Here is a 22,687-nt window from a genome sequence, read left to right as displayed (position 1 = left end):
GATTGCGCTGGCATGCGTGTAGGGGGTCGATTTTCAGCTTGGATGCGCGGGGCTCTCGGGGCCTCGCTTGCCCTGCTCGCCGCCGCCGCGGTGCTCACCGGCGCCACCGCCGCGCCGCCTGCCGGCGGGACCTTCGAAGGCGTCGCGAGCTGCGCCGGCACCACCTGCCACGGCCGGATGGAGGCGGACGGCGCCGTCGTCCGCCAGGACGAGCTGATGCGCTGGCAGGAACCTTCGTCGCCCGGCGGTGCGCACAGCCGGGCCTATGCCGTCCTCTCCGGCCGCCGCGCGCAGCAGATCACCGCCACGCTCGGCCTCGGCGACGCCGCCCGGGCGCCCGCCTGCCTCGGCTGCCATTCGACCCCCGTCACCGGCGGGAAGGGCGCGCGCTACCTCACCAGCGACGGGGTGAGTTGCGAGGCGTGCCACGGCCCCGCCTCGGGCTGGATCGCTTCGCACTATGCCGTCGGCGCCAGCCACGCGGGCAATGTCGCGAATGGCATGACGCCGCTCGACCGACCACTGGTCCGCGCCGGCGTGTGCCTCGATTGCCACTACGGCAGCGCCCGCGCCGGTCAGTTCGTCACGCACCGGATGATGGCTGCCGGCCACCCCCGGATCAGCTTCGAGCTCGACCTCTTCTCGACGATGCAGCAGCATTGGGACGAGGATGCCGACTATGCCGGGCGCAAGGGCCGTACCGACAGCGTCGCCACCTGGGCCGCCGGCCAGGCGATGGCGCTCAACCGCGCGATGACGCTGTTCGCGAGCAACCGCGGCACCGAGGGCAGCTTCCCCGAATTCACCTTCTTCGACTGCCACAGCTGCCATCGCCGCATCTACGACCAGGCCGATCGCAGCCTGACCTTCGAGACCAACCCCGGCCGCCCGATCCCCTTCGGCATGCCGCCGTTCAACGACGAGAACATGATCTTGCTCTCGGCGGCGGTCCATGCCGCTGTGCCCGGCCAGGCCGCGCGGTTCGACGCCGACGTGAAGGCCTTCCACGCCGGCCTTGCCGGCGACCGCACCGCCGCCGTGGCTGCCGCGCGCCGGCTCGCCCAGACCTCGCAGAGCCTCGCCGGCATGCTCGCCGGGCTCGGCGGCAACGACCTGGCGTATCGCATCCTGGACAGCATCGCCGGCCCCGCCTCGGCACCGCGCTTCACCGATTACGAAGGCTCGGTGCAGGCGGTGATGGCAATCGACACCCTGCTCAACGCGCTGGTCAAGCAGGGCCGGATCACGATCGGCGCGGCGGCCGGCATCCGCGCCGACATCAATCGCGCCTATGCCGCGGTCAAGGAGCCCAACGCCTATCGCGGCGCCGACTTCCGCGCCTCGCTCGCCAGCGCGGTCCGCAGCATCCGGGCGCTCAGATGACGCGGCGCCCGGTAACCGCGTTCCTCGCCGTCTCGGCCCTGCTGCTCGAATCCTGCGGCGGCAGCGGCAGCGTCAGCACCCCGTCGCCCGCCGCGACGCCGACCCCCACGCCGACTCCCGCGACCGGCAATTATCCCGTCCCCGCCGCGCAGTCGCTCAGCGTCGCCGACGTCCAGGCGGTGATCGCCCACGCCGCCGCCGAGGCGCAGGCGCGCTCGCTCCCCGCGGTGATCGCGGTGAGCGACCGCGTCGGCAACATCCTCGCCGTCTTCCGCATGACCGGCGCCGCCGCCACCGCGCGCACCACGCCCGCGCCGGGCGGCGCCAGCATCGACGCGCAGAACCTCGTCATCCCCGCCGAGGCCGGCGCGATCGCCAAGGCGGTCACCGGCGCGTACCTCTCCTCGGGTGGCAATGCCTTCTCGACCCGCACCGCCTCGATGATCGTCCAGCAGCATTTCCCGCCCTCGCCGGTCACCGCCGGGCTCGAGAGCGGGCCGCTGTTCGGCGTCCAGTTCAGCCAGCTCCCCTGCTCGGACCTCTCCGCCCGCTTCGGCGCCGCGGGCTCGGCCGCGCTGATCGGGCCGAAGCGCTCGCCGCTCGGCCTCGCCGCCGATCCGGGCGGCTTCCCGCTCTACAAGGACGGGGTGGTGGTCGGCGGCGTCGGCGTGATGACCGATGGCAGCTACGGCTTCGACCCCGACGTGACCGACGTCGACGCCAGCGCCGAGGAAGCGATCGCGCTGGCCGGCACGCGCGGCTTCGAAGCGCCCGAAAGCATCCGTGCCGACCGCATCTATGTCGACGGCACCCAGCTCCGCTACACCGACGTCGCCTACACCGGTCTCGCGACGCCCGGCACCGCCACCTATGCCGCGACCAGCCCGGCGCTGGGCAGCCCGGTCGCGGTCACCGGCTATACCGCCGCGACGATCACCGCGGGTACGGCATACGGCAGCGAAGCCTCGGGCATCCGCGCCTCGACTTCGGCCGAATTCTCGAACCGCGACGCCTTCGTCCTCACCAACGGCGCGGGCGCCGACCGCTATCCCGTCACCGCCGGCACCGACGGCGCGGGCGCCATCTCCGCCGCCGAGGCGCGTGCGATCCTCGAGGAAGCCTTCACGATCATGACGCGCGCCCGCGCGCAGATCCGCCAGCCCCTCGACAGCCGCGCCCAGGTGTCGATCAGCCTGGTCGATACCAACGGCGCGGTGCTGGGCCTCGTCCGCTCGCCCGACGCGCCGATCTTCGGCATCGACGTCTCGCTGCAGAAGGCGCGCACCGCCGCCTTCTTCTCGAACGCCGCGGCGGGCGCCCAGATGCTCGCCGATCCCAGCGCCGACGTGCAGCATTTCGTCGCCGCCGCGCGGACCTTCCTCAACGACCCCGCCGCGCTCACCGGCACCCATGCCTTCACCGATCGCGCCAACGGCAATCTCTCGCGCCCCTATTTCCCCGATGGCGAGGTCGGCCGCCCCAACGGGCCCTTCTCGCGACCGATCGCGCAGTTCAATCCGTTCAGCACCGGGCTGCAATCGGCGCTGATCCTCACCAACCTCGGCCAGCACCTCAGCTACGTCACCGGCGCGAGCGGCACCGACACGCCGCAGCGCTGCACCTTCATCCCCGATGCCGCGCCCGGCCGGAATCGCCTGCAGAACGGCATCCAGATCTTCCCCGGCTCGGTCCCCGTCTATCGCGGCAACACGCTCGTCGGCGGGATCGGCGTCTCGGGCGACGGTATCGACCAGGACGACATGATCAGCTTCCTCGGCCTCCACAATGCCGGAGTGCGGGTCGGCGGCATCGGCAACGCCCCCGCGGCGATCCGGGCCGACAACATCCTGGTGACCCTGAGCGGCGGCGGCAGCGCCCGGCTGCGCTACGTCAGCTGCCCCTTCGCGCCCTTCCTCGATTCCAGTGCGAACAATGTCTGCGAGGGGCTGTGAGCGTCGACCTCGCCCCTGCGCTGCTGCTCGTCACGCCGGTGCCGGTGACGGACATGCCGAGCGGATGGGCGCAGGAAGCCCCCTCGCAGGACGCGCAGACCGCTCCAAAGCCCGACCCGCGCGACACCCCCACCGACCCGTCGGAAACCCTCGAAGGCCGCCGCAAGCCCGGCTATGTCCCGCCGCTCCCTAAAGCCGTCACCCAGGACAACCCCGGCGCCGTCCGCGCCCCGCCGCCCGAGGCTTTCCCCACCGACCAGGTGCCCGTCCCCGACCGCTGGCGCCTGATCGAATCCCTCGGCGTGGTGAAGGAGAATTGGCTCGACCCCTATCACCAGAACACGCTGAAGGGCGACCGCCCGATCGACCGCGCCAAGGTGCCCTGGCTCCCGATCAAGGGAGACGACTGGTTCTTCTCCGCCAGCGCCGTCTCGGACACCGTCTTCGAGCCGCGGACCTTCCCGATCCCCGTCGGCGTCCAGACCACCCGGCGCCCCGGCAGCCTCGACGTCTTCGGCAAGGACGCGAGCTATATCGCCTCTCAGACCTTCATCCTCGGCGCTTCGCTGTTCAAGGGCTCGACCGCGTTCAAGCCGCCCGAGATCGAGTATCGCATCGCGCTCGCCCTCAACGTCAACTACGCGCAGGTCCCCGAGCGTCGCGTCCTCCACGTCGAGCCCTCGAAGCCCAGCCACCGGCTCGACAGCTTCCTCGGCGTGCAGGAGCTGTTCGTCGACTATCACCTGCGCAACGTCTCGGATCGCTACGATTTCGACTCGATCCGCGTCGGCATCCAGCCCTTCCAGAGCGACTTCCGCGGCTTCCTGTTCAACGACCAGCAGCTTGGGCTGAGGCTGTTCGGCAACCGCGACGGCAATCGCGTCCAGTACAACCTCGGCGTCTTCTGGCGGCTGGAGAAGGACACCAACTCCGGGCTCAACAGCGTCCTCTCGAGCCCGCGCGACGACCTCGTCTTCGTCGCCAACGTCTATCGCCAGGACTTCCTGGTCCCCGGCCTCACCAGCCAGGTCATCGCGCTGTTCAACCGCAACCGCGAAGGCAATGGCATCCGTGTCGACGACAACGGCTTCCCCGTCCGTCCCGCGCTGCTCGGCGACCTGCGCGGCCACGATTACGACGTCGCGTACCTCGGCTACAACGCCGACGGCCATGTCGGCCGGATCAACGTCACGGCCTCGACCTATGCCGCGCTCGGCCACGACTCGAACAGCTTCTTCACCAGCCGCCCCGCCAGCATCCGCGCCTTCTTCGGCGCGACCGAATTGAGCTACGACCGCGACTGGATCCGCGTCCGCCTCTCGGCGCTCTACGCCACCGGCGACGGCGACCCCTATGACGACAAGGAGACCGGCTTCGACGCCGTCTTCGAGAACCCCGTCTTCGCCGGCGCCGACACCAGCTATTGGATCCGCCAGTCGATTCCCTTCGCCGGTGGCGGCCGCGCCGTCGCGCTGTCGGGGCGCAACGGCGTGCTCAATTCGCTGCGCTCGTCGAAGGAGGAGGGGCAGTCGAATTTCAACAACCCCGGCACCTTCCTGCTCGGCGTCGGCGCCGACTTCGACCTGACGCCCCGGCTTCGTGTCTCGGCCAACGCCAACCATCTCGCCTTCGCCAACACGATCACGCTCGAGACACTGCGCAACGAAGGCAGCATCCCGAAGGACATCGGCTGGGACCTCTCCGCCGCAGCGATCTGGCGACCGCGCGCCAACCAGAACATGGTGTTCCGCCTCTCCGCCGCGGTGCTCCAGCCGGGCGAGGGCTTCCGCGACCTGTTCGACAACGCCCAGCGCCACGACCGCTACGTCTCGGTCCTCGCCAACGTGGTGCTGAGCTACTGATGCGCCTCGGGACCCGCCTCCTCGCCCTCGCGCTGCTGCTCCTCGCCGGCGTGCTCGTCCCCGCCGCGATCCTCAAGGCGAGCGACGAGGAGAAGCCCGTCGCGCGCGTCTATGTCGCCGCCCCCCCTGCGCCGATGAGCCAGACCGAGGCACAGGCCGCGGCCAAGTCCGAAGGCTGTTTCTCCTGCCACACGCGCACCGACGAAGCCTCGATGCACGCCACCCCCGCGGTCCGCCTCGGCTGCACCGATTGCCACGGCGGCGACGCCACCGTCCGCGGCGACCCCAATCTCGGCTTCGCGGACCCGCGCTACATCGCCGCGCGCGACAAGGCGCACATCCTCCCGCTTTACCCGAAAAGCTGGAACTGGCCCGACAGCGCCAACCCGAAGCGCAGCTACACGCTGCTCAACAAGGAAGCCCCCGAGTTCATCCGCTTCGTGAACCCGGGCGACTATCGCGTCGTCCGCGACTCCTGCGGCGCCTGCCACCTCGAGATCATCGAGGCGAGCGAGCGCTCGCTGATGGCTTCCACCGCGATGCTCTGGGGAGGGGCCGCCTACAACAACGGTATCGTCCCGTACAAAAACTACCTCTTCGGCGAGGCCTATACCCGCGACGGTGAGCCCGCGAAGATCGTCTCCGCCGGCAATCCCCCGGGCAAGGTCACCCCGGCGGAGCAGGCGAGGGGCGCGCTCGCCGCGCTCTACCCGCTCCCCACCTGGCAAGTGATGCCGCCCGCCGACGTCTTCCGCGTGTTCGAGCGCGGCGGGCGCAACAACGGCACGCAGTTCGCCGAGGTGGGGCTGCCCAACCCGACCGGATCGATCCAGCGACTGGAGGAGCCCGGCCGCCCCGACCTCAAGCAGTCGAACCGCGGCCCCGGCACGGGCCTGCGCGTCGCGATCCCGGTGCTCAACATCCACAAGACAAGGCTCAACGATCCGCTGCTCTGGTTCATGGGCACCAACGACCAGCCCGGCGACTATCGCGGCTCGGGCTGCACCGGCTGCCACGTCATCTACGCCAACGACCGCGAGCCGCGGCACAGCCTGATCTACGCGCAATATGGCCGCGACGGGCAGAGCATCACCGTCGACCCGACGATCGCCGCCAAGCGCCAGCAGCCCGACGAACACGGCCGCCTGATCCAGCCCGGCCAGAAGGAGTCCGGCCACCCGCTCCGCCACGCCTTCACCCGCGCGATCCCGACCAGCCAGTGCATGAGCTGCCACCTCCACCAGCCCAACATCTTCCTGAACTCCTACCTCGGCTACACGATGTGGGACTATGAGTCCGACGCGCCGGCGATGTGGCCCAGGCACCAGCGCTATCCCACCATCGCCGAGCAGCACGAGGCGCTGGAGCGTAACCCCGAGGGCGCGGTGGTGCGCGGCAACTGGTCCGACCCCGGGTTCCTCCGCAACGTCTACGACCTCAACCCGGGGCTCAGGGACACGCAGTTCGCCGACTATCACAGCCACGGCTGGAACTTTCGCGGCGTCTTCAAGCGCGACCGCGAGGGCAACCTCCTCGACGCCGAGGGCAACATCGTGAAGCCCGACGATCCCGAGAAATGGCGCAAGGCAGGCGAGGGCAAGTTCGTGCCCCCCGGCACCAACCCCGGCAAGGCGGTCCACCTGATGGACATCCATGCCGAGAAGGGCATGCAATGCGCGGACTGCCATTTCGCGCAGGACAGCCACGGCAACGGCCTCATCTACGGCGAAGTCGCCAACGCCGTCGAGATCGGGTGCAAGGATTGCCACGGCACTGCCGACGCTTACCCGACGCTGCGCACCTCGGGCCCCGCCGCGCGGCCGCAGGGCTCGAACCTCGAGCTGCTCCGCAACCCCGACGGCCAGCGCCGCTTCGAATGGGTGGAAGGTGCCGACGGCCGCCGCAAGCTCATCCAGCGCTCGATCGTCGATCCCTCGCTGAGCTGGGAAATCCACCTGGTGAAGGATTCGGTCGATCCGCTGAGCCCGACCTTCAACGCCAGGGCCGCGCGCGCCAAGCTGATGAGCCGCACCGGCGCCGACGACGGCAGCTTCGCCTTCGGCCCCGCCGTGCCCTTAGCCGATCGCGCGCACAAGGACGGCGAGATGGCGTGCTTCACCTGCCACCTCAGCTGGACCACCAGCTGCGGCGGCTGCCATCTCCCGATCGAAGCGAACTGGAAGACCGAGACGCATCACTTCAAGGGCGAGGAGACGCGCAACTTCGCGACCTACAACCCGCAGGTCGCGCGCGACGACATGTTCCAGCTCGGCAAGCACATGACCACCAAGGGCAACGAGACCGCCCCGGTGCGAAGCTCCTCCGCGCTGGTCCTTTCCTCGACCAACCCCAACCGCGAGCGCATCTACATCCAGCAGCCGCCCATCTCGGCGATCGGCTTCTCGAGCCAGGCCTTCGCCCCGCACTTCCCCCACACCGTCCGCACCACCGAGACCAAGACCTGCACCGACTGCCACTTGTCGGCCAAGGACGACAACAACGCGATCATGGCGCAGCTCCTCCTGCTCGGCACAAACCAGGTGAACTTCGTCGGGCTCCACGCCTGGACCGGCCTGCAGGGCGGGATCGAAGCGGTACGCGTCACCGAATGGAACGAGCCCCAGGCGGTGCTCGGCTCCTATCTCCAGCGCTATGCCTATCCCGATTACTGGCGGCTCCACGTCGAGCAGAACCACCGCGAGCTGAAGGACTGGACTCGCGGCAAGACCTTCGGCCGCAAGCGCTCGGGCGAGACCGGCGAGCGCGAGCAGTTCCGCAATCCCACCCACGGCACGGCCGACGCGGTGAACTGCCTGCAACTCCGCGGCGAATATCTCTATGTCGCCGAAGGCAAGGGCGGTTTCCGCGCCTATGACGTCGCCTCGGTCGCCAACAAGGGCGTGTCGGACCCGATCATCACCGCGCCCTTCTCGAAGCTCGGCCAGAACACCCAGGTCAAGTCCGCCAACGCCACCTGCATGGCGCTCCCGACCAACCAGACGATCAACCCCTTGCGCAACACGCCCGCGATGCGCGAGGCGAACCAGGAACAGCCGTTCCTGCCGATCTACAGCTATGCCGCGGTGACGGATTCGGTCGAGGGCCTGATCCTCGTCAACGTCGAGACGCTGGCCGACGGCGACTTCCAGAACAACTTCCTCAAGCGCGCGGTCACCTGGAACCCCGACGGCGTGCTGAACGGCGCCCGCCACATCATCCTGGCGGGCGAGATCGCGTACATCGCGGCGGACAAGGGGCTGGTGGTCGTCGACCTCCACGACCCGCTCCACCCGAAGCTCGCCGCCGTCCGCCCCCTGCGCGACGCGAGGGCCAGCGCGATCCAGTTCCGCTACCTCTGGGTGAGCGATGCCGAGGGCGTGAAGCTCTTCGACGTGACGAACCTCCGCAACCCGGTGGCGGTCCCCTCGGGCACGATCGCAATGCCCGATGCGAAGCGCATCTACGTCGCGCGCACCTACGCCTACATCGCCGGCGGCGCGCAGGGGCTGGTGGTGGTCAACGTCACCAACCCCACCCAGCCGAAATGGTACGGCGCCTATACCTTCGGAGGCCAGCTGACGGACGCGCGCGACGTGATCGTCGGCGCGACGAATGCGAGCTTCTTCGCCTATGTCGCGGACGGGCGGAACGGCCTGAAGGTCCTCCAGCTCACCGCTCCCGACACCCAGCCCAATTTCTACGGCTTCAGCCCCGCGCCGAAGCCCGAACTCATCGCCTGGGCGAGGACGCCCTCACCGGCGCTGGCGCTGTCCAAGGGCTTGGACCGCGACCGGGCAGTGGACGAGACCGGCGGCCAGATCGCGGTGTTCGGTCGGCTGGGTTCACGCCCGTTCAATCGCGAGGAGATGGAACGGCTGTTCCTCAGCCGGCGGGGGCAGGTGTTCAAGGTGAGCGACGCGGTGGACCCGAACGGGTGGCGGGGGCCTGCGGTTGCGTGGCCGACGAAATAAATGTGACCGCTTGCACAGCTCCGGTGGGAGCTGCCGAAGGTACATCTTTCCAAGCTCTTATGATCTCAGGAGCTTTGTCGAGCGCCTTGCACAGGACGACAGAAATAATCGCTAGGGCGCCCAGCCATGGGGACAAGGCTGTAGCACCTCCGACTCCCAAAGCGAGCGAACCGCTCTTGGCCAAGGTCAAGAGAACTAAAGGAGCGTGCTTTTCTTGCATCTCGCTTCTCGCCACTTTTCCGTGATCGAGAAGTCCGAGTGCCAAAATGCACAAAGGAACCTCCCGACCGATACCGATCGAAAAATTCCCCAGTGCACGTCCCGCGATAGTGACCGAGTTATGGACGTAACTACCAAGCCCTAACAATATCACCCTTGTACCTTGGTCTCTTTCCACGCGGTATTCCGACAAAGGCAAGGAAACCAATATCGGGGAAATCGACCGGGATTCTTATGCATGACTACATATACATTACAGAAAAAATCGGACCCAGTCAACGTGCCGCAATTTCATCCCTACACCGCGCTTCCCACCTAGGATTGCTTGCCCCATGCTGGCTCCCATGCCTCTCGGGTTTCAAACATGGCGTGAGCTCGGCGAGGCTCTTCTCGGCACCGACGCGCGTAAGGAGCAGCGCATGATCCCCCTCAGCACTGCGATTCAGCCGGAAATCGCGCGCCTCTTCGGCGGCTGGCCGGAGGGTTGGTCGATCGAGGACGAAGGCGTCGAGCAATGCCGGGTGCAAACGCCGGAGTTCGCCATCGCTTTCTTCCGCGACCCCCGCAACAATGAGGTCGGGTCGACCCTGATCTATCCCGAATCCGCCGGGACGATCGACACGCTCCAACCTCATATCATCGCCAGCTATTTCCAGTCGCTCGAATGGAAGCCCGGTCCCGGAATCGCGTACACCGAACTCCAGCCCCGCGTCGCCATCGAGGTCGCGAATCTGCGCGCGCTGCTCGAGGTTATGGCCCGCGAGCGCATCTCCCCGCGTGAGCTGTCCTTCTTCCAGTCAGGCTACAACAGCGCCTACACCGATTATTGCGCCGGCAAATGGTCGTCCGAAACATGACCCGCTTCGCCGCAGCGCTCGAATTGCAGGGCCTCTGCTTCGCGCCGCCCACTTGTCTTGCAATGTAGGATTTCGCCTGCTGCAATCCCTGCTGGACCGGTCCCAAGCCGATCCCGCTCCTTGACCTCGTCGATCCGCCATCTCCGCGCAGCCGGGCTGCGCTTAGGCTAGCTTCTCCCAAATCCTCCCCCGGAGGGGGAGGGGACCATGCGAAGCTTGGTGGAGGGGTAGCTCACCGCGGGCGACCTCGCTCGCGGTGAGCTACCCCCTAATCAAGCCTGCGGCTTACCACCTTCCCTTCCAGGGGAGGATTGAACCGAGGCCAACCGCGTCCGCGCCGATCCGTCGCGACGGGTCGTGACTCTTGTGACTTTCCGCCGCCGATTTCCGGCGACGGGTCATGACTCTTGTGACTTTTCACCCGACGCGGCGGCGCCCAGGCACCGAGCTCGAAAACCCGTTCTTGGCCTGACTTTCCCTAACCTTCGGCCCCACAACCCAGCCGAAAATCACCCCCCAGGCCGCTCCTCCATCAGATGCTTGACCAGCCCCTGCATCCGCCCGTCGAACTTCGCCAGCGGCACGGGGTCCTCGGCGTAGTTATACAAACTCACCAGCTCGGTGCCGTTCCACCAGTGCATCCCGAAGCCCGGCATGTCCGCCACCACCATCGGTCGCAGGTCGGGCTTCTCCGGGTCCATCGGCCGCAGGTCCAGCGTCACCCCCGGCGCCACCGCGGGGCAGACCGCCACCGTCACCCCGCGCCACGGCGCCGTGATCGGCACGTGCAGATGCCCGCACAGGATCGACTGGACGTTGCCCGCCCCCTCGATCGCCTCGGCGAAGCGCTGGACCCAGGGCTCGCGTGGATCGGTGCGCATCCAGTCGATGCCCACGTCCATCGGCGGATGGTGCATCACCAGCACCGTCGGGGTCTTGCGGTCCTCCTCCAGCCGCGCCTTCAGCCACGCCGCGCGCACCTGGCAGAAGGCGCCGCCGTGGCGGCCTTCCTCCAGCGTGTCGAGCAGGATGAGCCGCAGCGCGCCCAGGTAGAGCACGTACTGCACGAACCCGCCCGGCGTCGGCACGTCGGGGAAGGCGCGCGAGAAATTGGTGCGGTCGTCGTGGTTCCCCGGGATCGGATGCCAGGGGAAGGGGCAGGCGCCCAGCAGCTCCTTGGTTCGCCTGTAGCTCTCGGGGTCGCCGCGCTCGGTGATGTCGCCGGTCACCAGCATCAGGTCGGGCTTGTTTGGCCCTTCCAGGATCTTGGCGAGGACATGGTCGAGCCGCTGCTTGTTGTATTCGTTCGGGTCGGCCGCGTCGAAGCCGATGTGCAGGTCGGTGATCTGGGCGATCAGCATCTCCGTCTCCCCCTCCTCGCCGCGCCCTCTCCTCAGGGGCCCTCGCGGCGAATGGCGTCCTCACGCGCACTGCGACGCGGAGCCCAGGGAGCCCCGCCGTCGCCATGGTATCTGTGACACATGGCGCAGGACGAGGGAACCTTCGCCGAAGACCCTTCGCCGCCGTGGCAGGTGCGACATGTCTTGATTCCGGGCAGAAGCAGGTCCTCCGCGCTGCCCGAGGCGCCCGCGGCGTGGCACGAGACGCAGGTCTCGCCCTTGTGCGCCTCATGGTCGAACCAGCCGTGGAACAGATAGCGCGGCGGCTGGCTGACCCTGGCGACTTCCCAGCCATAGGGTCCACCTCGCGCGATCGTGTGGCATTCCTGGCAGGCGCCGCCCGCATCGAACAGCTGGGCGATCGCCGCATCGGGGCTCCGCCGCGCGACCGCGCCGAAATAGGCGCTGTAGAGCTTGCCCTCCGCATAGAGCCCCGGCCGCCGCCGCCCGCCGTCGAGCCCCATCGGCTTCGGCACCGGCCGCGTCGCGTAGAAGGCGCGCAGGTCGGCGATCGCCTGCGCGACACCGCCGTGCCGCAGCTTGCGGACGGTGCCCTGGATCGTGTCATAGGCCAGGCTGTGGCACATGCCGCAGCTGCGCTCGAAGTCGACGGGCACGAAGCGCAGCCCATCCGCGGTCTTCACATGGCAGTCCTTGCAGTCGAGCGACGTGCCGAAGGCGTAGCGCCCCCGCAGCGTCTGCCCCATCCGCGCCACCCCGCCGCTGGTCGAGAGGTGGAGCGCGTGCGAGAACTTCAGCCCGTCCGCCGCCATCGGATGCCCGTCGAGCGAGACACGCGCGCCGTTCACCAGCGGCTGGAACTGCGGATGGCTCGTCCCGAAGTCGCCGGCATTGCCCAGCCTGGTGGCCTTGAGCCTTTGGTCAAGCGTCGCATGGCACTCGGTGCAGAAGGCCTGGCGCGTCGACGGCATCGGCCCGGCGCCCTCGTGCTCGGTATGGCAGTCGACGCAGGCCCCCGGCCCCGGCTTGTGGAAGGCGTCGGCGACGCCGCGGAGGAACCGGCCCCAGGCGGTCGGCGCCGCGCGCGCGCCGGCGATCCGCGCGGGCGAGGCATGGTCGTGCACGTCCTTGTGGCAGGCGATACAGGCGTCGTCGCGCACCGAGACGAAGGCGTCGACATGGCAGGCGTTGCAATTCTTCTCGAGGCTGTGGTGCGCGGTCGAGAGCGCGCCGCTCGACCAGCTCCGGTCCCAATGTGCCGAGTAGATGCTGCGCTGGTCGTCGGCGGTCTTGTGGAAGAAGCCCCAGATCGGCACCGCGAGGAAGCCGACGAGGATTGCGACCAGCAGCAGCCACGCCGTCCCGCGCTTGCCCGGCAGCTTGCCGCGCAAGGAGAAGGCCTGGCCCTCTTCGCGCTCCTCCTCGGCCTCGGAGATCGCGTCGACGCGGCGCACCGCCAGGGTGATGTCGCCCGCGTCGTCGCGCCCTACGGTGATGCGATGCCCGCCGAACGCCAGCTCGGCGCCGCGCGCGCTGTCGATCTCGGCACGCTTCGTGATCCGCCCATCCACCCCGAAGCCGAGCGTCCCCGTCGCGCGCACGCTGAGCTGGCGCCCGTCGCGGCTCTCGATCTCGGCGTGGCGCGGCGCGACGCTGAGGTCGGGCAGCGCGATGTCGTTCTCCGACGCGCGGCCGACGCCGAGCACCGCCCGGTCGTTGCGGGTCTCGCGCACGATCTCGCGATGGTCGGCGGTGAAGCTGATGTGGCGGATCAGAAACGCCATCGCCTCACCAGTAGAAGAAGACGCTGACGATGTGCGCGGTGAGCGCGGCGATCAGCGCGAAGGTGGCGGGGACGTGGATGTAGAGCCAGACCTCGAGCATCGCCTTGAGCCGGAGGTGCTCGCGCAGCCGCGCCAGCATCGCCGCCTTGCGCTCGAGGAGGGACTCGACCTTGTCGACCGCCGGGTTGCCCGCGGCGCAGCGCAACTGGCTCCGCGCCCGCGCGGTGGCGTCGCCCGGATAGCGGCCCGAGAGCCGCCGCAGCAGCCCGCCCGCGAACGGGTCCTGCGCCAGCGAGCGCTCGACCAGCGCCGCCTGCGCCTGATCGAGCGGCTGCGCGGCTTCGTGGAGCTGGCGGTCGACCGCGCGCAGGCCCTCGATCATCTGGGTCTGCGTCATCTCCTCGCGGTTGCTGCTGAGCTTTGCGGGCACCGTGCCATAGGCGACGATCCCCCAGATGCCGGTGACGATCACCAGCATCATCAGCGCATAGGCGAGCGTGTGGACGTTCCAGCCGAACTGAAAGCCGGTGTGTAGCGTCGCGAGCACGATGAGGCTGAGCCCGAGGTAGACGTGCGCGCTCGTCCAACCCTTCAGCCGCCAATGGCCCTTGGTCATCGCGCGCTTGCGGATGCCGAGCAAGGTCAGCCAGAGGACCAAGAGGGCACTGATCGTGCCGAGCGTATAGCCGAGCCAGCTCCCGCCATTGGGCCGCGGCTTGATGTCGGCGAAGACATAGCCGGCGGTCGCCGCGGCGCATACGAGCAGCGCAAGCTTGAGGTAGCGGTAGCGCTTGTGGCGCAGGAAGCCCTCGTGCAGCGCCGCCTCGCGCCCGGGCCGGATCCGCCTGGCGCGCGAGGTCATCAGGGCTCGTCCCGCTCGAGCCGCGAGACGCCGAGGAACTCCTCGGGCGCGACGCGGATCGCCGCACCCGTGGGGCAGGCGCGGACACAGGCCGGACCGCCCCTGATGCCGGCGCACATGTCGCACTTGATCGCCTTCTTGGGCTTTTCCGCGCCCTTGTCCTTGTACTTCCACGCCTTGCCCGGCTCGCCGGGCCCCGGCCCGAGCCCGAGCAGCAGCCAGCTGAGCAGCGGCGGCTTCTTCGGCGGCACCGAGTCCATGCGGATCACGCCATAGGGGCAGTTGCGCTGGCAATTGCCGCAGCCAATGCATTTCTCGTCGATGAAGACTTCGCCGTCGGGGCCGCGGTGGATCGCGTTGGGCGGGCAATCGGCCATGCAGTGCGGATGCTCGCAGTGTCGGCAGCTCGTCGGCACGTGGAGATGGGCATAGGTGCGCCCCGCCTCGCGATCGAGCCGCGAGAGGCCGTCATGGCTGTCCGCGCAGGCCTTTTCGCAATTGTCGCAGCCGACGCAGAGGTGCTCGTCGATCAGCAGCACGTCGGTCGCCTCGCCGATACCGTTTTCGACGAGGAAGGCGGCGGTTTGCGAATAGAGGTCGACCACGCCCGAGAAGCTGTCCTTGCGGCTCTCGATGAAGGTGTTGATATTCTGCCGGTCGGCCATGTCGGCATTCAGCTTGTCGAGCAGCTTGGGCCGGTCGCGGAGCAGCCGGCGGAATGCCTCGCCTTTCAGCTTGATGACTTCGGACTTGATCGCCGCCTTCACTGTCGCGGTGCGTCGGCCGCCGGCGATCAGCGCCATCTCGCCGACATAGCTGCCGGCGGGGAGATAGTTGAGGAACACCGGACGCCCGCCGATCAGCTTCTCGACGATCATCGATCCGACGCGGATGACGTAGATGTCCTGCCCCTCGTCGCCCTCGCGGATGATCGGCTGGCCGGCGCGCACCGTCTCGATCTCGGAGGTGTCGAGCACGTCGGCGAGATCGTCGGAGGTGAGCCCCGAGCCGAACAGCTGGAGCAGCTGGCGCTCGACCGAGATGCGCGTCACCGCGCGCCTGGCGGCGGGGACCGAGGCCATCAGCTTGAGCGCGGCGGTGCGCGAGACTTCGACGATCACGGCATTCTCGCCCGCACGGATCGTGGCGCCGCGGCGACGGCCCGAGATCAGGCCCACTTCACCGAAGATCGAGCCCTGCGGGATCGGCACGGTGACGCGCGGATCGGCGGGGTCGATCTCGACCAGCACCGATCCCTGCGCGATCGCGAACAGCGACGATCCGGAGTCGTTGCGCTCGAAGATCACGTCGTTCGGCTTGTACGAGCGCACCTCCGAATCGAGCATGAACTCGCGCATCTGCAGCGGCGAGAGCTCGTTGAGGATCATGACGTTGCTGCGCAGCAATTCGAGCCATTGGTCGACGCTGCGCTTCGCCTTGAACCTGGCGAACTTGGCCTTGAGCAGCGGCTCGTCGGCGGGCTTCAGCGCGCGGTTGCCGTTGATGAACTCGACGACGTCATAGCCCTGGTTCATGCAATGCTTGATCAGCGGATAGCCCGCGAGCGCGCCGATCACGAAGATGCCCGCCTTGGTCGATTCGAAGGTGGGCGAGAGGATCGGGAAGGCCTCGCGGTCGTCGCTGGTGAAGCGGATGCCGCAGCCTTCGACGAACCTGCGCGGCGCTGCCGAGCCCATCCGCGCGATGATCCGGTCGCAGCGGATGGTCTCCTGCCCGTCACGCGTGTCGAGCACCAGCGCGCCTGGGCGGATCTCGGCAGGGGACGTCTCGAGCCGGATGGTGACGCGCCCGCGCTCGGCGGCTTCCTGGAGCAGCTTGACGTTGGCCGACTTGGCGCGCGCGAAATCGGCCGAGCGGTTGAGGATGGTGACGATGTTGCCTTGCGCGGCGTCGGCGGCGAGCCCCAGCGCATTCTCGATCCCCGCGTCGCCCGAGCCGATCACGGTGATGTGCTCGTCGACATAGTCGCCGGGATCGTCGAGCTGATACTGGACCCTGCCGGTCTCGACCCCGGGGACGTCGAGCAGGTTGGGGTTGCCCTGCGTGCCGATCGCGAGGACGATCGTCTCGGCCTCTATCTTCGCCCCATCGGCGAGCGTCAGTACGAAGGCGCCTTGCTCGCCTTCGATCGCCCTGACTTCGCTGTGGTAGCGGACCTTGACCTTGGCCGCCTGCCTGTCCCAGGTGCCCAGCACTGCCTCGCGCTTGCCCGCCTCGAAATCGAGGTCCGAGCGCAGCACGAGCGCGCTCGGCGTCGCCATGACGTGCTTGCCCTTCTGGTATTTGTAGATCGTGTCGCTGAGGTGGTCGGTCTTCTCGAGCAGCAGGTGCGACAGCCCCAGCTCGGCGGCGCGCGCGGCGGCGCTCAGCCCCGCGGGTCCGGACCCGACGATGGCAATCCGCACGCGATCCGCCACCCGCATCCCCCTTGCGCAAGCCGGTACCTGCATAACATTATCATGCGGCGCGCGCCGCGCCACCTATAAGGCGGGGCAGGGGGAGGCCATGGAGTCCGGAAAGCAGACGCAAGGAGCGGCCCGGCTGGCGCTGATCGGCGCGGCGGCGATCCTTGCGGTGTCCTTGGTCTATGCGGCGATGCGCGGGGGGAAGGAGGCGCCCGGACCCGATCCCTCGCCGAGCGCGGCGCCCGCCGAGTCGGTCGATGCGATCGAAGCGCGCACCCGGGCCGCGCCGACCGATCCCGCCGCCTGGGCGCGGCTCGGCGAAGCGAAGTTCGTCCAGCGCGATTATCCGGGCGCAGTCGCCGCCTATGAGCGCGCGGTGCAGTTCGACGCCAGGGCGCCCGGCTATTGGTCGGCGCTCGGCGAGGCGCGAGTGATGGCGAGCGAGCAGGACCCGATGCCGCCTGCCGCGCTCGACGCCTTCGACCGCGCGATCAAGCTCGACGCCAAGGACCCGCGCGCGCGCTATTTCCTCGCGGTCGCACGCGACCTGCGCGGCGACCACGACGGTGCGATCGCCGACTGGCTCGCGCTGCTCGAAGACACGCCGCCGGGGGCGCCGTGGGAGGCGGATTTGAAGCGCACGATCGAGCAGGTCGGCCGCATCCACAAGATCGACGTCGCGAGCCGCATCGCCGCAGTCCGCCAGCCCGCGCCGAGTATTGCCGCGCAGACGGTGCCGGGTCCGAGCGCCGAGCAGCTCGAGGCGGCCAAGGGCATGACGCCCTCTCAGCAGGACCAGATGGCGCAGGGCATGGTCGCGAGCCTGGAGGCGAAGCTCAAGGCCGATCCGTCGAACGTCGAGGGCTGGCTGATGCTGATCCGCAGCCGCACCGTGCTCGGCGAGCGCGACAAGGCGGCACAGGCGTTGAGGGATGCAGTGAAGGCGAACCCGGGCGCAAAGGCGGAGCTGGAAGCGCAGGCGGGGGTGTTGGGGGTGCGCTAGGCATCGTCAATCACCGTTCGCCCTGAGCTTGTCGAAGGGGGACCATCCTCGAGCGAAACGCTGGTGACAAGGCGCCCTTCGACAAGCTCAGGGCGAACGGGTTTGGTTCGCGCGCTCGGCTTCCCAGGCATCGAGTTCAGCTTCGACTGCCATGCGGACTTCCTCGTCCGTGCGTGAGCCGCCCTTGTCGATCGCAGCGTTGATATGGTCTCGCAGTGCTTGCAGCTTTGCCTCTTGCTCCGCCGCGAGTGCCCGTTCGTCGGGCATCACTTCTCCGTCGCCCCGAACACGCCGTCCCACTCCGCCCCCGGCGGGTTCGCGCGGTAGCGTTCGATCCGCTCGCGCATCAGGGCGTAGAGCTTCGCCAACCCCAGGCTCTCGGCATAGCTCTGGTGTTCGTCGAGCAGTCCCTCGGCTTCGTCCCAGGCCTGGGCGCGATAGGCGCGGCCCATCGCTTCATGCCCCGTGGCGAAGGCACGGAATCCCTGCTGCGCCGCCAGCCGCTCGTCGCCGAGCAGCGCGTGGATCACTTCGGGCGATTCGCGTCCCACCACGCGGACATGGTCGAGCGGCACTGTCGCGAATTCGCGGAGGTGCACCTGCAGGTCCTCGCCCATCGCGATCGGGGCGCCGTAGTATTTGGTGAGCCCCTCGATCCGTGAGGCGAGGTTCACCGTGTCGCCGATCAGCGAATAGGAGAGCCGCTGCGCCGAGCCCATGTTGCCGACGCAGCACGGCCCCGAGTTCATCCCGATGCCGATCGCGATCTCGCCCGGCCAGGGCTCGGGCCCGCCGGGCATCGTCCGGTTGAGCTCGCGGAGCTTGCCGACCATCTCGAGCGCCCCGCGCGCGGCGTTCGAATATTGGTCGGGATCGTCGAGCGGGGCGTTCCAGAAGGCGAGGATCGCGTCGCCGATGAACTTGTCGATCGTCGCGTGGCGCGCGAGCAGGATGTCGCACATCGGCGTGAGGAAGGCGATCAGGAAGCGGATGATCTCCTGCGGGCTCAGCTGCTCCGAGGTGCGCGAGAACTGGCGGATGTCGCAGAACAGCACGGTCATCTCGCGCTCCTCGCCGCCGAGCTCGAGCCGGCTCGGGTCGTCGACGATGCGCTTGACGAGGTCGGGCGAGAGATAGCGGTCGAACGCATGGTGGATGTACGCGCGCTGCCGCTCCTCGCGGTAGAAGGTGTAGACCGTGCCGACGATCCAGATCGCCGCGAGCGCGAGCGCCGGGACCACCGGATCGAGCAGGTAATGCTGCTGGCGGAAGGCGAGCCAGCTCCCGAGGAACATCCCGCCGACCATCAGCAGCCCGAGCAGCGCCCCGCGCGCCGCGCCCATCCACGGCAGCAGCAGCGCCATCAGCAGCCCGGCCGCGAGCATCAGGCCATTCTCGAGCGGCGGACCCCAATAGGGGCGCGTCAGGAAGACGTGCGACACCATCTGCTCGATCGCCTGGGCGTGGATCGCGACGCCCATCTCGCGCCCCTGCACTGGCGTCGAGCGAAGGTCGTACAGTCCCTGTGCGCTCGCGCCGATGAAGACGATCCGGCCGCCGAAGCGCTTCTCCATCTCTTGCGGCGAGAGCTTGCCCTCGAGGATCTGCCACGCCGGCGTGACGCGCTTCAGCGTCGGCGCGGTATAGTACATCCACAGTTCGCCCGAAGCGGCGGTGGGGATTTCGAACTCGCCGACCTTGACCGAGGCGACGAGCGGGTCGGCCGCCGCAGTCGAATTGTCGGTCGCGTCTCCCTGCTCGATCTCGCCGCTGCCGTCGCTCGACTTGACGATCACCGATCCCGCGCCTTGCGCCACGCGCAGCGCCTCGACCGAGAGCGAAGGCAGGATCTGGTCGTCCTGCATCGCGATCGTCGGCACGCGGCGGATGATCGCGTCGCTGTCGGGCGGCAGGCTGATGAAGCCAAGGCCGGTCGCGGCGCTGCGAAACTGCGGCAGCGCTTCGATCGAGCTGGTGTATTTCTCGATCTTCCCCGTCGGCGGCGTGCCGATGACTGCATAGCCCGCCTTGGGCTCGACCGGCGTGGTGCTGGCGTCGTGGCCGAGGAAATAGCCGAGCACCACCGGCGACTGCCGGATTGTGCCAGCGAACACCGCATCGGGATCGGGAATCGTCTTGAGCGCGGCGAGCGATTGCGGGCTGGCGCCGTCGCGCTCGGCGCGCCTGGCGAGCAGCTCGGGCGCGGTACGGTCGCGGTCGGAGAAGACGATGTCGAAGGCGATCGCGGAGGCGCCGGCGTCGGTCAGCCGCTTGGTGAGCTCGGCGACGTCGCTGCGCGGCCAGGGCCATTGGCCGAGGCGCTTGATCGTCTCGTCGTCGATGTCGACGATCCGCGCCGGGCCGTCCGGGTCATAGGGGCGCGGCGCGGCGCGCTGGTAGCTGTCGAACAGCAGGTTGCCGAGCCGCTGTAGGCCGAACCCGCCCGAGAGCTGCGCGGCCATCAGCGCGACCAGCAGAATCAGCCCGGGAACGGACAGGCCCGTCCGCCGCCAGAACCGCTTCCATCCGCCTTCGACGACCATCCCGCTCCCCTCGGTGGGTGGAAGCTAGCATGGATTTGCAGCTATCGGGACCCGCGAAGTTCAGCGGGCCGTATCGTCCCCGTCCGCCATCCGCCGCGCGATGAAGGCGCAGGCGATCAGCTGGATCTGGTGGAACAGCATCAGCGGCAGGATCACCACGCCCACCTGTGCCGCGGGGAAGAGGACGCCCGCCATCGGCACGCCGGAGGCGAGGCTCTTCTTTGAGCCGCAGAACAGCAGCACGATCGCATCCTCGCGCGGCAGTTTGAGCAGCCTGGCCGCGCCCCAGGTCGCGGCGAGCACCACGCCCAGCATCGCGCAGCAGGCGACGAGGATCAGCGCGAGATCCCCGCCCGAGAGCTTGTGCCACAGCCCCGCGACCACCGCCGCGCCGAAGGCAGTGTAGACGACGAGCAGGATCGAGCCGCGGTCGACGACCGTCACCAGCTTCTTGTTGCGCGTCACCCAGCCGCCGATCCACGGCCTGAGCGCATGGCCGAGCGCGAAGGGCAGGAGCAGCTGGAGCAGGACCGTCTCGACGCTTGCGAAGGAGATGCCGCCGCCGGTCGAATGCATCAGCAGCGCGACGAGCGCGGGGGTGAGGACGATGCCGATCAGGTTGGAGAAGGACGCGCTGCACACCGCCGCCGCGACATTGCCGCGCGCGATCGCGGTGAAGGCGATCGAGGATTGCACGGTTGAGGGCAGCAGCGTGAGGAACAGCATCCCCGCGGCGATCGGCCCGGTGAGGAGCGAGGCCGTGGCGAGCCCGAGGATCGGGAAGAGGATATAGGTCGAGGCGAAGACCGCGAGGTGCAGCTTCCAGTTCCTCGCCCCCGCGACGATCGCCTCGCGCGACAGCTTGGCGCCGTGGAGGAAGAAGAGCAGCACGATCCCCGCGTCCGCCGCCGCGTCGAACAGCGGCACGAAGCCGCCGCGCGCCGGCAGGATCGACGCGAGCACCACCGTCCCCACCAGCATGAGGATGAAGGGCTCGAACACGGCGAGGAAGCGGCGGAGCATCCCCTTTTTCCTACCTACTCCGTCATCCCGGCGAAAGCCGGGATGACGCTGGTTGGGTGGCGGCCGCCAGACTCAGTCACGCGCATGCGCCCGCTCGCCGGCGACATAAGTGAACCGCACCGCCCGGTCGTCGCCCAGCACCTGCAGCGCGAAGAGGCGGTCGAACAGGCTCGCTCCCTTCGTCCGCCGCGCGAGCAGCGGCGTCGCGGCGGCGTCGAGCACGACGAAATCGGCTTCCTGCCCAGGCAGCAGCCCGCCGACCTTGTCGCCGATCCCCATCACCTTCGCGCCGCCCGCAGTCGCGAGGTGCAGTGCCCGGAACGGATCGAGCGCGCTCCCGCGCAGCTGGCCGATCTTATAGGCCTCGCCCAGCGTCGCGAGGATCGAGAAGCTCGTGCCCGCGCCGACATCGGTGCCGATCCCGACCTTCACGCCGTGTCGGGTGGCGCGGTCAAGATCGAACAGCCCCGAGCCGAGGAACAGGTTGCTCGTCGGGCAGAAGGCGATCCCTGCGCCCGCCGCCGCCATCCGCTCGAGCGCCTCGGCCTCGAGGTGCACGCAATGCGCGAACACCGATCGCGGGCCGACCAGCCCGAAGCGTTCGTAGACGCCGAGATAATCCGCCGCCTCGGGAAAGCGGCGCGCGACGTCGCCGATCTCGCCCCAATTCTCCGAGAGATGCGTGTGGAGCAGCACCTCGGGATGCTCGGCGAGCAGCCGGCCGGCCTCGGCAAGCTGGTCGTCGGACGACGTGAGCGCGAAGCGCGGGGTGACCGCATAGCCGAGCCGCCCCTTGCCCGCCCAGCGCGCGATCAGCGCCTCGCTCTCGGCACGGCCCGTCTCGGGGGTGTCGCGCAAGTCCTCGGGGCCCAGGTCCATCAGCACCTTGCCGCTGGTGATCCGCATGTTGCGTGCCAGCGCGGCCTCGAACAGCGCGTCGACTGACTCCGCATGCACCGTCGCGAACACCAGTGCGCTGGTCGTGCCGTTGCGCAGCAGCTCGTCGAGGAAGAAGGCCGCGGTCTCGCCGGCATGCGCGCGGTCGCCGAAGGCGGTCTCGGCGGGGAAGATGTGGCGCGCGAGCCAGTGGAGCAGCTGCTCGCCGTGCGAGGCGATGCGGTCGGTCTGCGGATAATGGACATGCGCGTCGACGAAGCCGGGGACGATCAGCCCGCCTGGGAAGGCTTCGACCGGCACTTCGGCGAACTGTCTCGCCAGCGCGTCATGCGATCCGCAGGCAAGCACGCGCCCGTCCTCGACCACCAGCAGTCCATCGGTCTCGTGGCGCACCGCCGCCGGTCCCGCCCTGGCGGGGTCCTCGGGCACGCGCAGGATCTCGGCGCGGAAGGCGCGGCGCGTCATGCGCCGACTTTCCTGGCCCAGGCGCTTGGGGTCAGCATCGCGCGCTTCCTATGATGGATACAAGAGCAGAACAAACCTT

14 protein-coding genes are annotated in these 22,687 nt (G+C 68.7%); 6 read left to right on the top strand and 8 right to left on the bottom strand.

The genetic code is table 11. The annotated features are described in order from the left end of the window. Positions 1-42: 42 nt before the first annotated feature. The 5 genes from J7495_RS10090 to J7495_RS10070 all read left to right on the top strand — a co-directional run bounded on the left by J7495_RS10090 (position 43) and on the right by J7495_RS10070 (position 10,244). Entirely contained in the window at positions 43-1,383 is a 1,341-nt protein-coding gene (locus J7495_RS10090; RefSeq protein ID WP_294056365.1) for a multiheme c-type cytochrome, read from the top strand. Next, on the top strand, positions 1,380-3,335 hold the full coding sequence (locus J7495_RS10085) for a heme-binding protein (protein WP_294056364.1): 1,956 nt from the start codon (positions 1,380-1,382) through the stop codon (positions 3,333-3,335). The genes J7495_RS10090 and J7495_RS10085 overlap by 4 nt, the downstream gene beginning before the upstream one ends. Continuing rightward, entirely contained in the window at positions 3,332-5,197 is a 1,866-nt protein-coding gene (locus J7495_RS10080; RefSeq protein WP_294056363.1) for a hypothetical protein, read from the top strand. The genes J7495_RS10085 and J7495_RS10080 overlap by 4 nt, the downstream gene beginning before the upstream one ends. After that, positions 5,197-9,168, top strand: coding sequence for a hypothetical protein (locus J7495_RS10075; RefSeq protein WP_294056362.1), 3,972 nt, complete (start codon positions 5,197-5,199; stop codon positions 9,166-9,168). Before J7495_RS10080 ends, J7495_RS10075 begins: the two co-directional genes overlap by 1 nt. A 638-nt stretch (positions 9,169-9,806) precedes the next feature. Continuing rightward, positions 9,807-10,244, top strand: coding sequence for a hypothetical protein (locus J7495_RS10070; RefSeq protein WP_294056361.1), 438 nt, complete (start codon positions 9,807-9,809; stop codon positions 10,242-10,244). A gap of 509 nt (positions 10,245-10,753) precedes the next feature. On the opposite strand, the gene J7495_RS10065 is transcribed toward J7495_RS10070, so the two are convergent. The 4 genes from J7495_RS10065 to J7495_RS10050 are packed head-to-tail and all read right to left on the bottom strand — an operon-like array spanning position 10,754 to position 16,695. Beyond that, entirely contained in the window at positions 10,754-11,605 is an 852-nt protein-coding gene (locus J7495_RS10065; protein WP_294056360.1) for a phosphodiesterase, read from the bottom strand. 32 nt (positions 11,606-11,637) lie between these two features. Beyond that, on the bottom strand, positions 11,638-13,389 hold the full coding sequence (locus J7495_RS10060) for a cytochrome c3 family protein (RefSeq protein ID WP_294056359.1): 1,752 nt from the start codon (positions 13,387-13,389) through the stop codon (positions 11,638-11,640). 4 nt (positions 13,390-13,393) lie between these two features. Then, positions 13,394-14,251 carry a hypothetical protein gene (locus tag J7495_RS10055; RefSeq protein WP_294056358.1) on the bottom strand — a complete coding sequence of 286 codons (858 nt, stop codon included), beginning with the start codon at positions 14,249-14,251 and terminating at the stop codon, positions 13,394-13,396. Next, a complete protein-coding gene (locus tag J7495_RS10050) occupies positions 14,251-16,695 on the bottom strand; it encodes a cyclic nucleotide-binding domain-containing protein (protein WP_294056357.1) in 2,445 nt (814 codons plus the stop codon). Before J7495_RS10050 ends, J7495_RS10055 begins: the two co-directional genes overlap by 1 nt. Positions 16,696-16,777: 82 nt before the next feature. Between J7495_RS10050 and J7495_RS10045 the strand changes: the two genes are divergently transcribed. Beyond that, on the top strand, positions 16,778-17,680 hold the full coding sequence (locus J7495_RS10045) for a tetratricopeptide repeat protein (RefSeq protein ID WP_294056356.1): 903 nt from the start codon (positions 16,778-16,780) through the stop codon (positions 17,678-17,680). An 87-nt stretch (positions 17,681-17,767) separates the two neighbouring features. Here the strand turns inward: J7495_RS10045 and J7495_RS10040 are convergent, their stop codons facing one another. The 4 genes from J7495_RS10040 to guaD form a co-directional block, all read right to left on the bottom strand. Beyond that, positions 17,768-17,947: a hypothetical protein gene (locus J7495_RS10040; protein WP_294056355.1), complete on the bottom strand. Its 180-nt coding sequence runs from the start codon at positions 17,945-17,947 to the stop codon at positions 17,768-17,770. Then, the gene (locus J7495_RS10035; RefSeq protein ID WP_294056354.1) at positions 17,947-20,223 is read right to left on the bottom strand and encodes an adenylate/guanylate cyclase domain-containing protein; all 2,277 of its coding nucleotides are present in this window, start codon (positions 20,221-20,223) and stop codon (positions 17,947-17,949) included. The genes J7495_RS10040 and J7495_RS10035 overlap by 1 nt, the downstream gene beginning before the upstream one ends. Before the next feature lie 60 nt (positions 20,224-20,283). Then, the gene (locus J7495_RS10030; protein ID WP_294056353.1) at positions 20,284-21,246 is read right to left on the bottom strand and encodes a bile acid:sodium symporter family protein; all 963 of its coding nucleotides are present in this window, start codon (positions 21,244-21,246) and stop codon (positions 20,284-20,286) included. Positions 21,247-21,318: 72 nt separating this feature from the next. Beyond that, positions 21,319-22,608: a guanine deaminase gene (gene guaD / locus J7495_RS10025; protein ID WP_294056352.1), complete on the bottom strand. Its 1,290-nt coding sequence runs from the start codon at positions 22,606-22,608 to the stop codon at positions 21,319-21,321. Between the last annotated feature and the right edge of the window lie 79 nt (positions 22,609-22,687).

Origin of the sequence: Sphingomonas sp. (genome assembly GCF_017745215.1) — a bacterium.
Classification (GTDB): Bacteria; Pseudomonadota; Alphaproteobacteria; order Sphingomonadales; family Sphingomonadaceae; genus Sphingomonas.
This window is presented reverse-complemented; position numbering and strand designations above follow the sequence as displayed.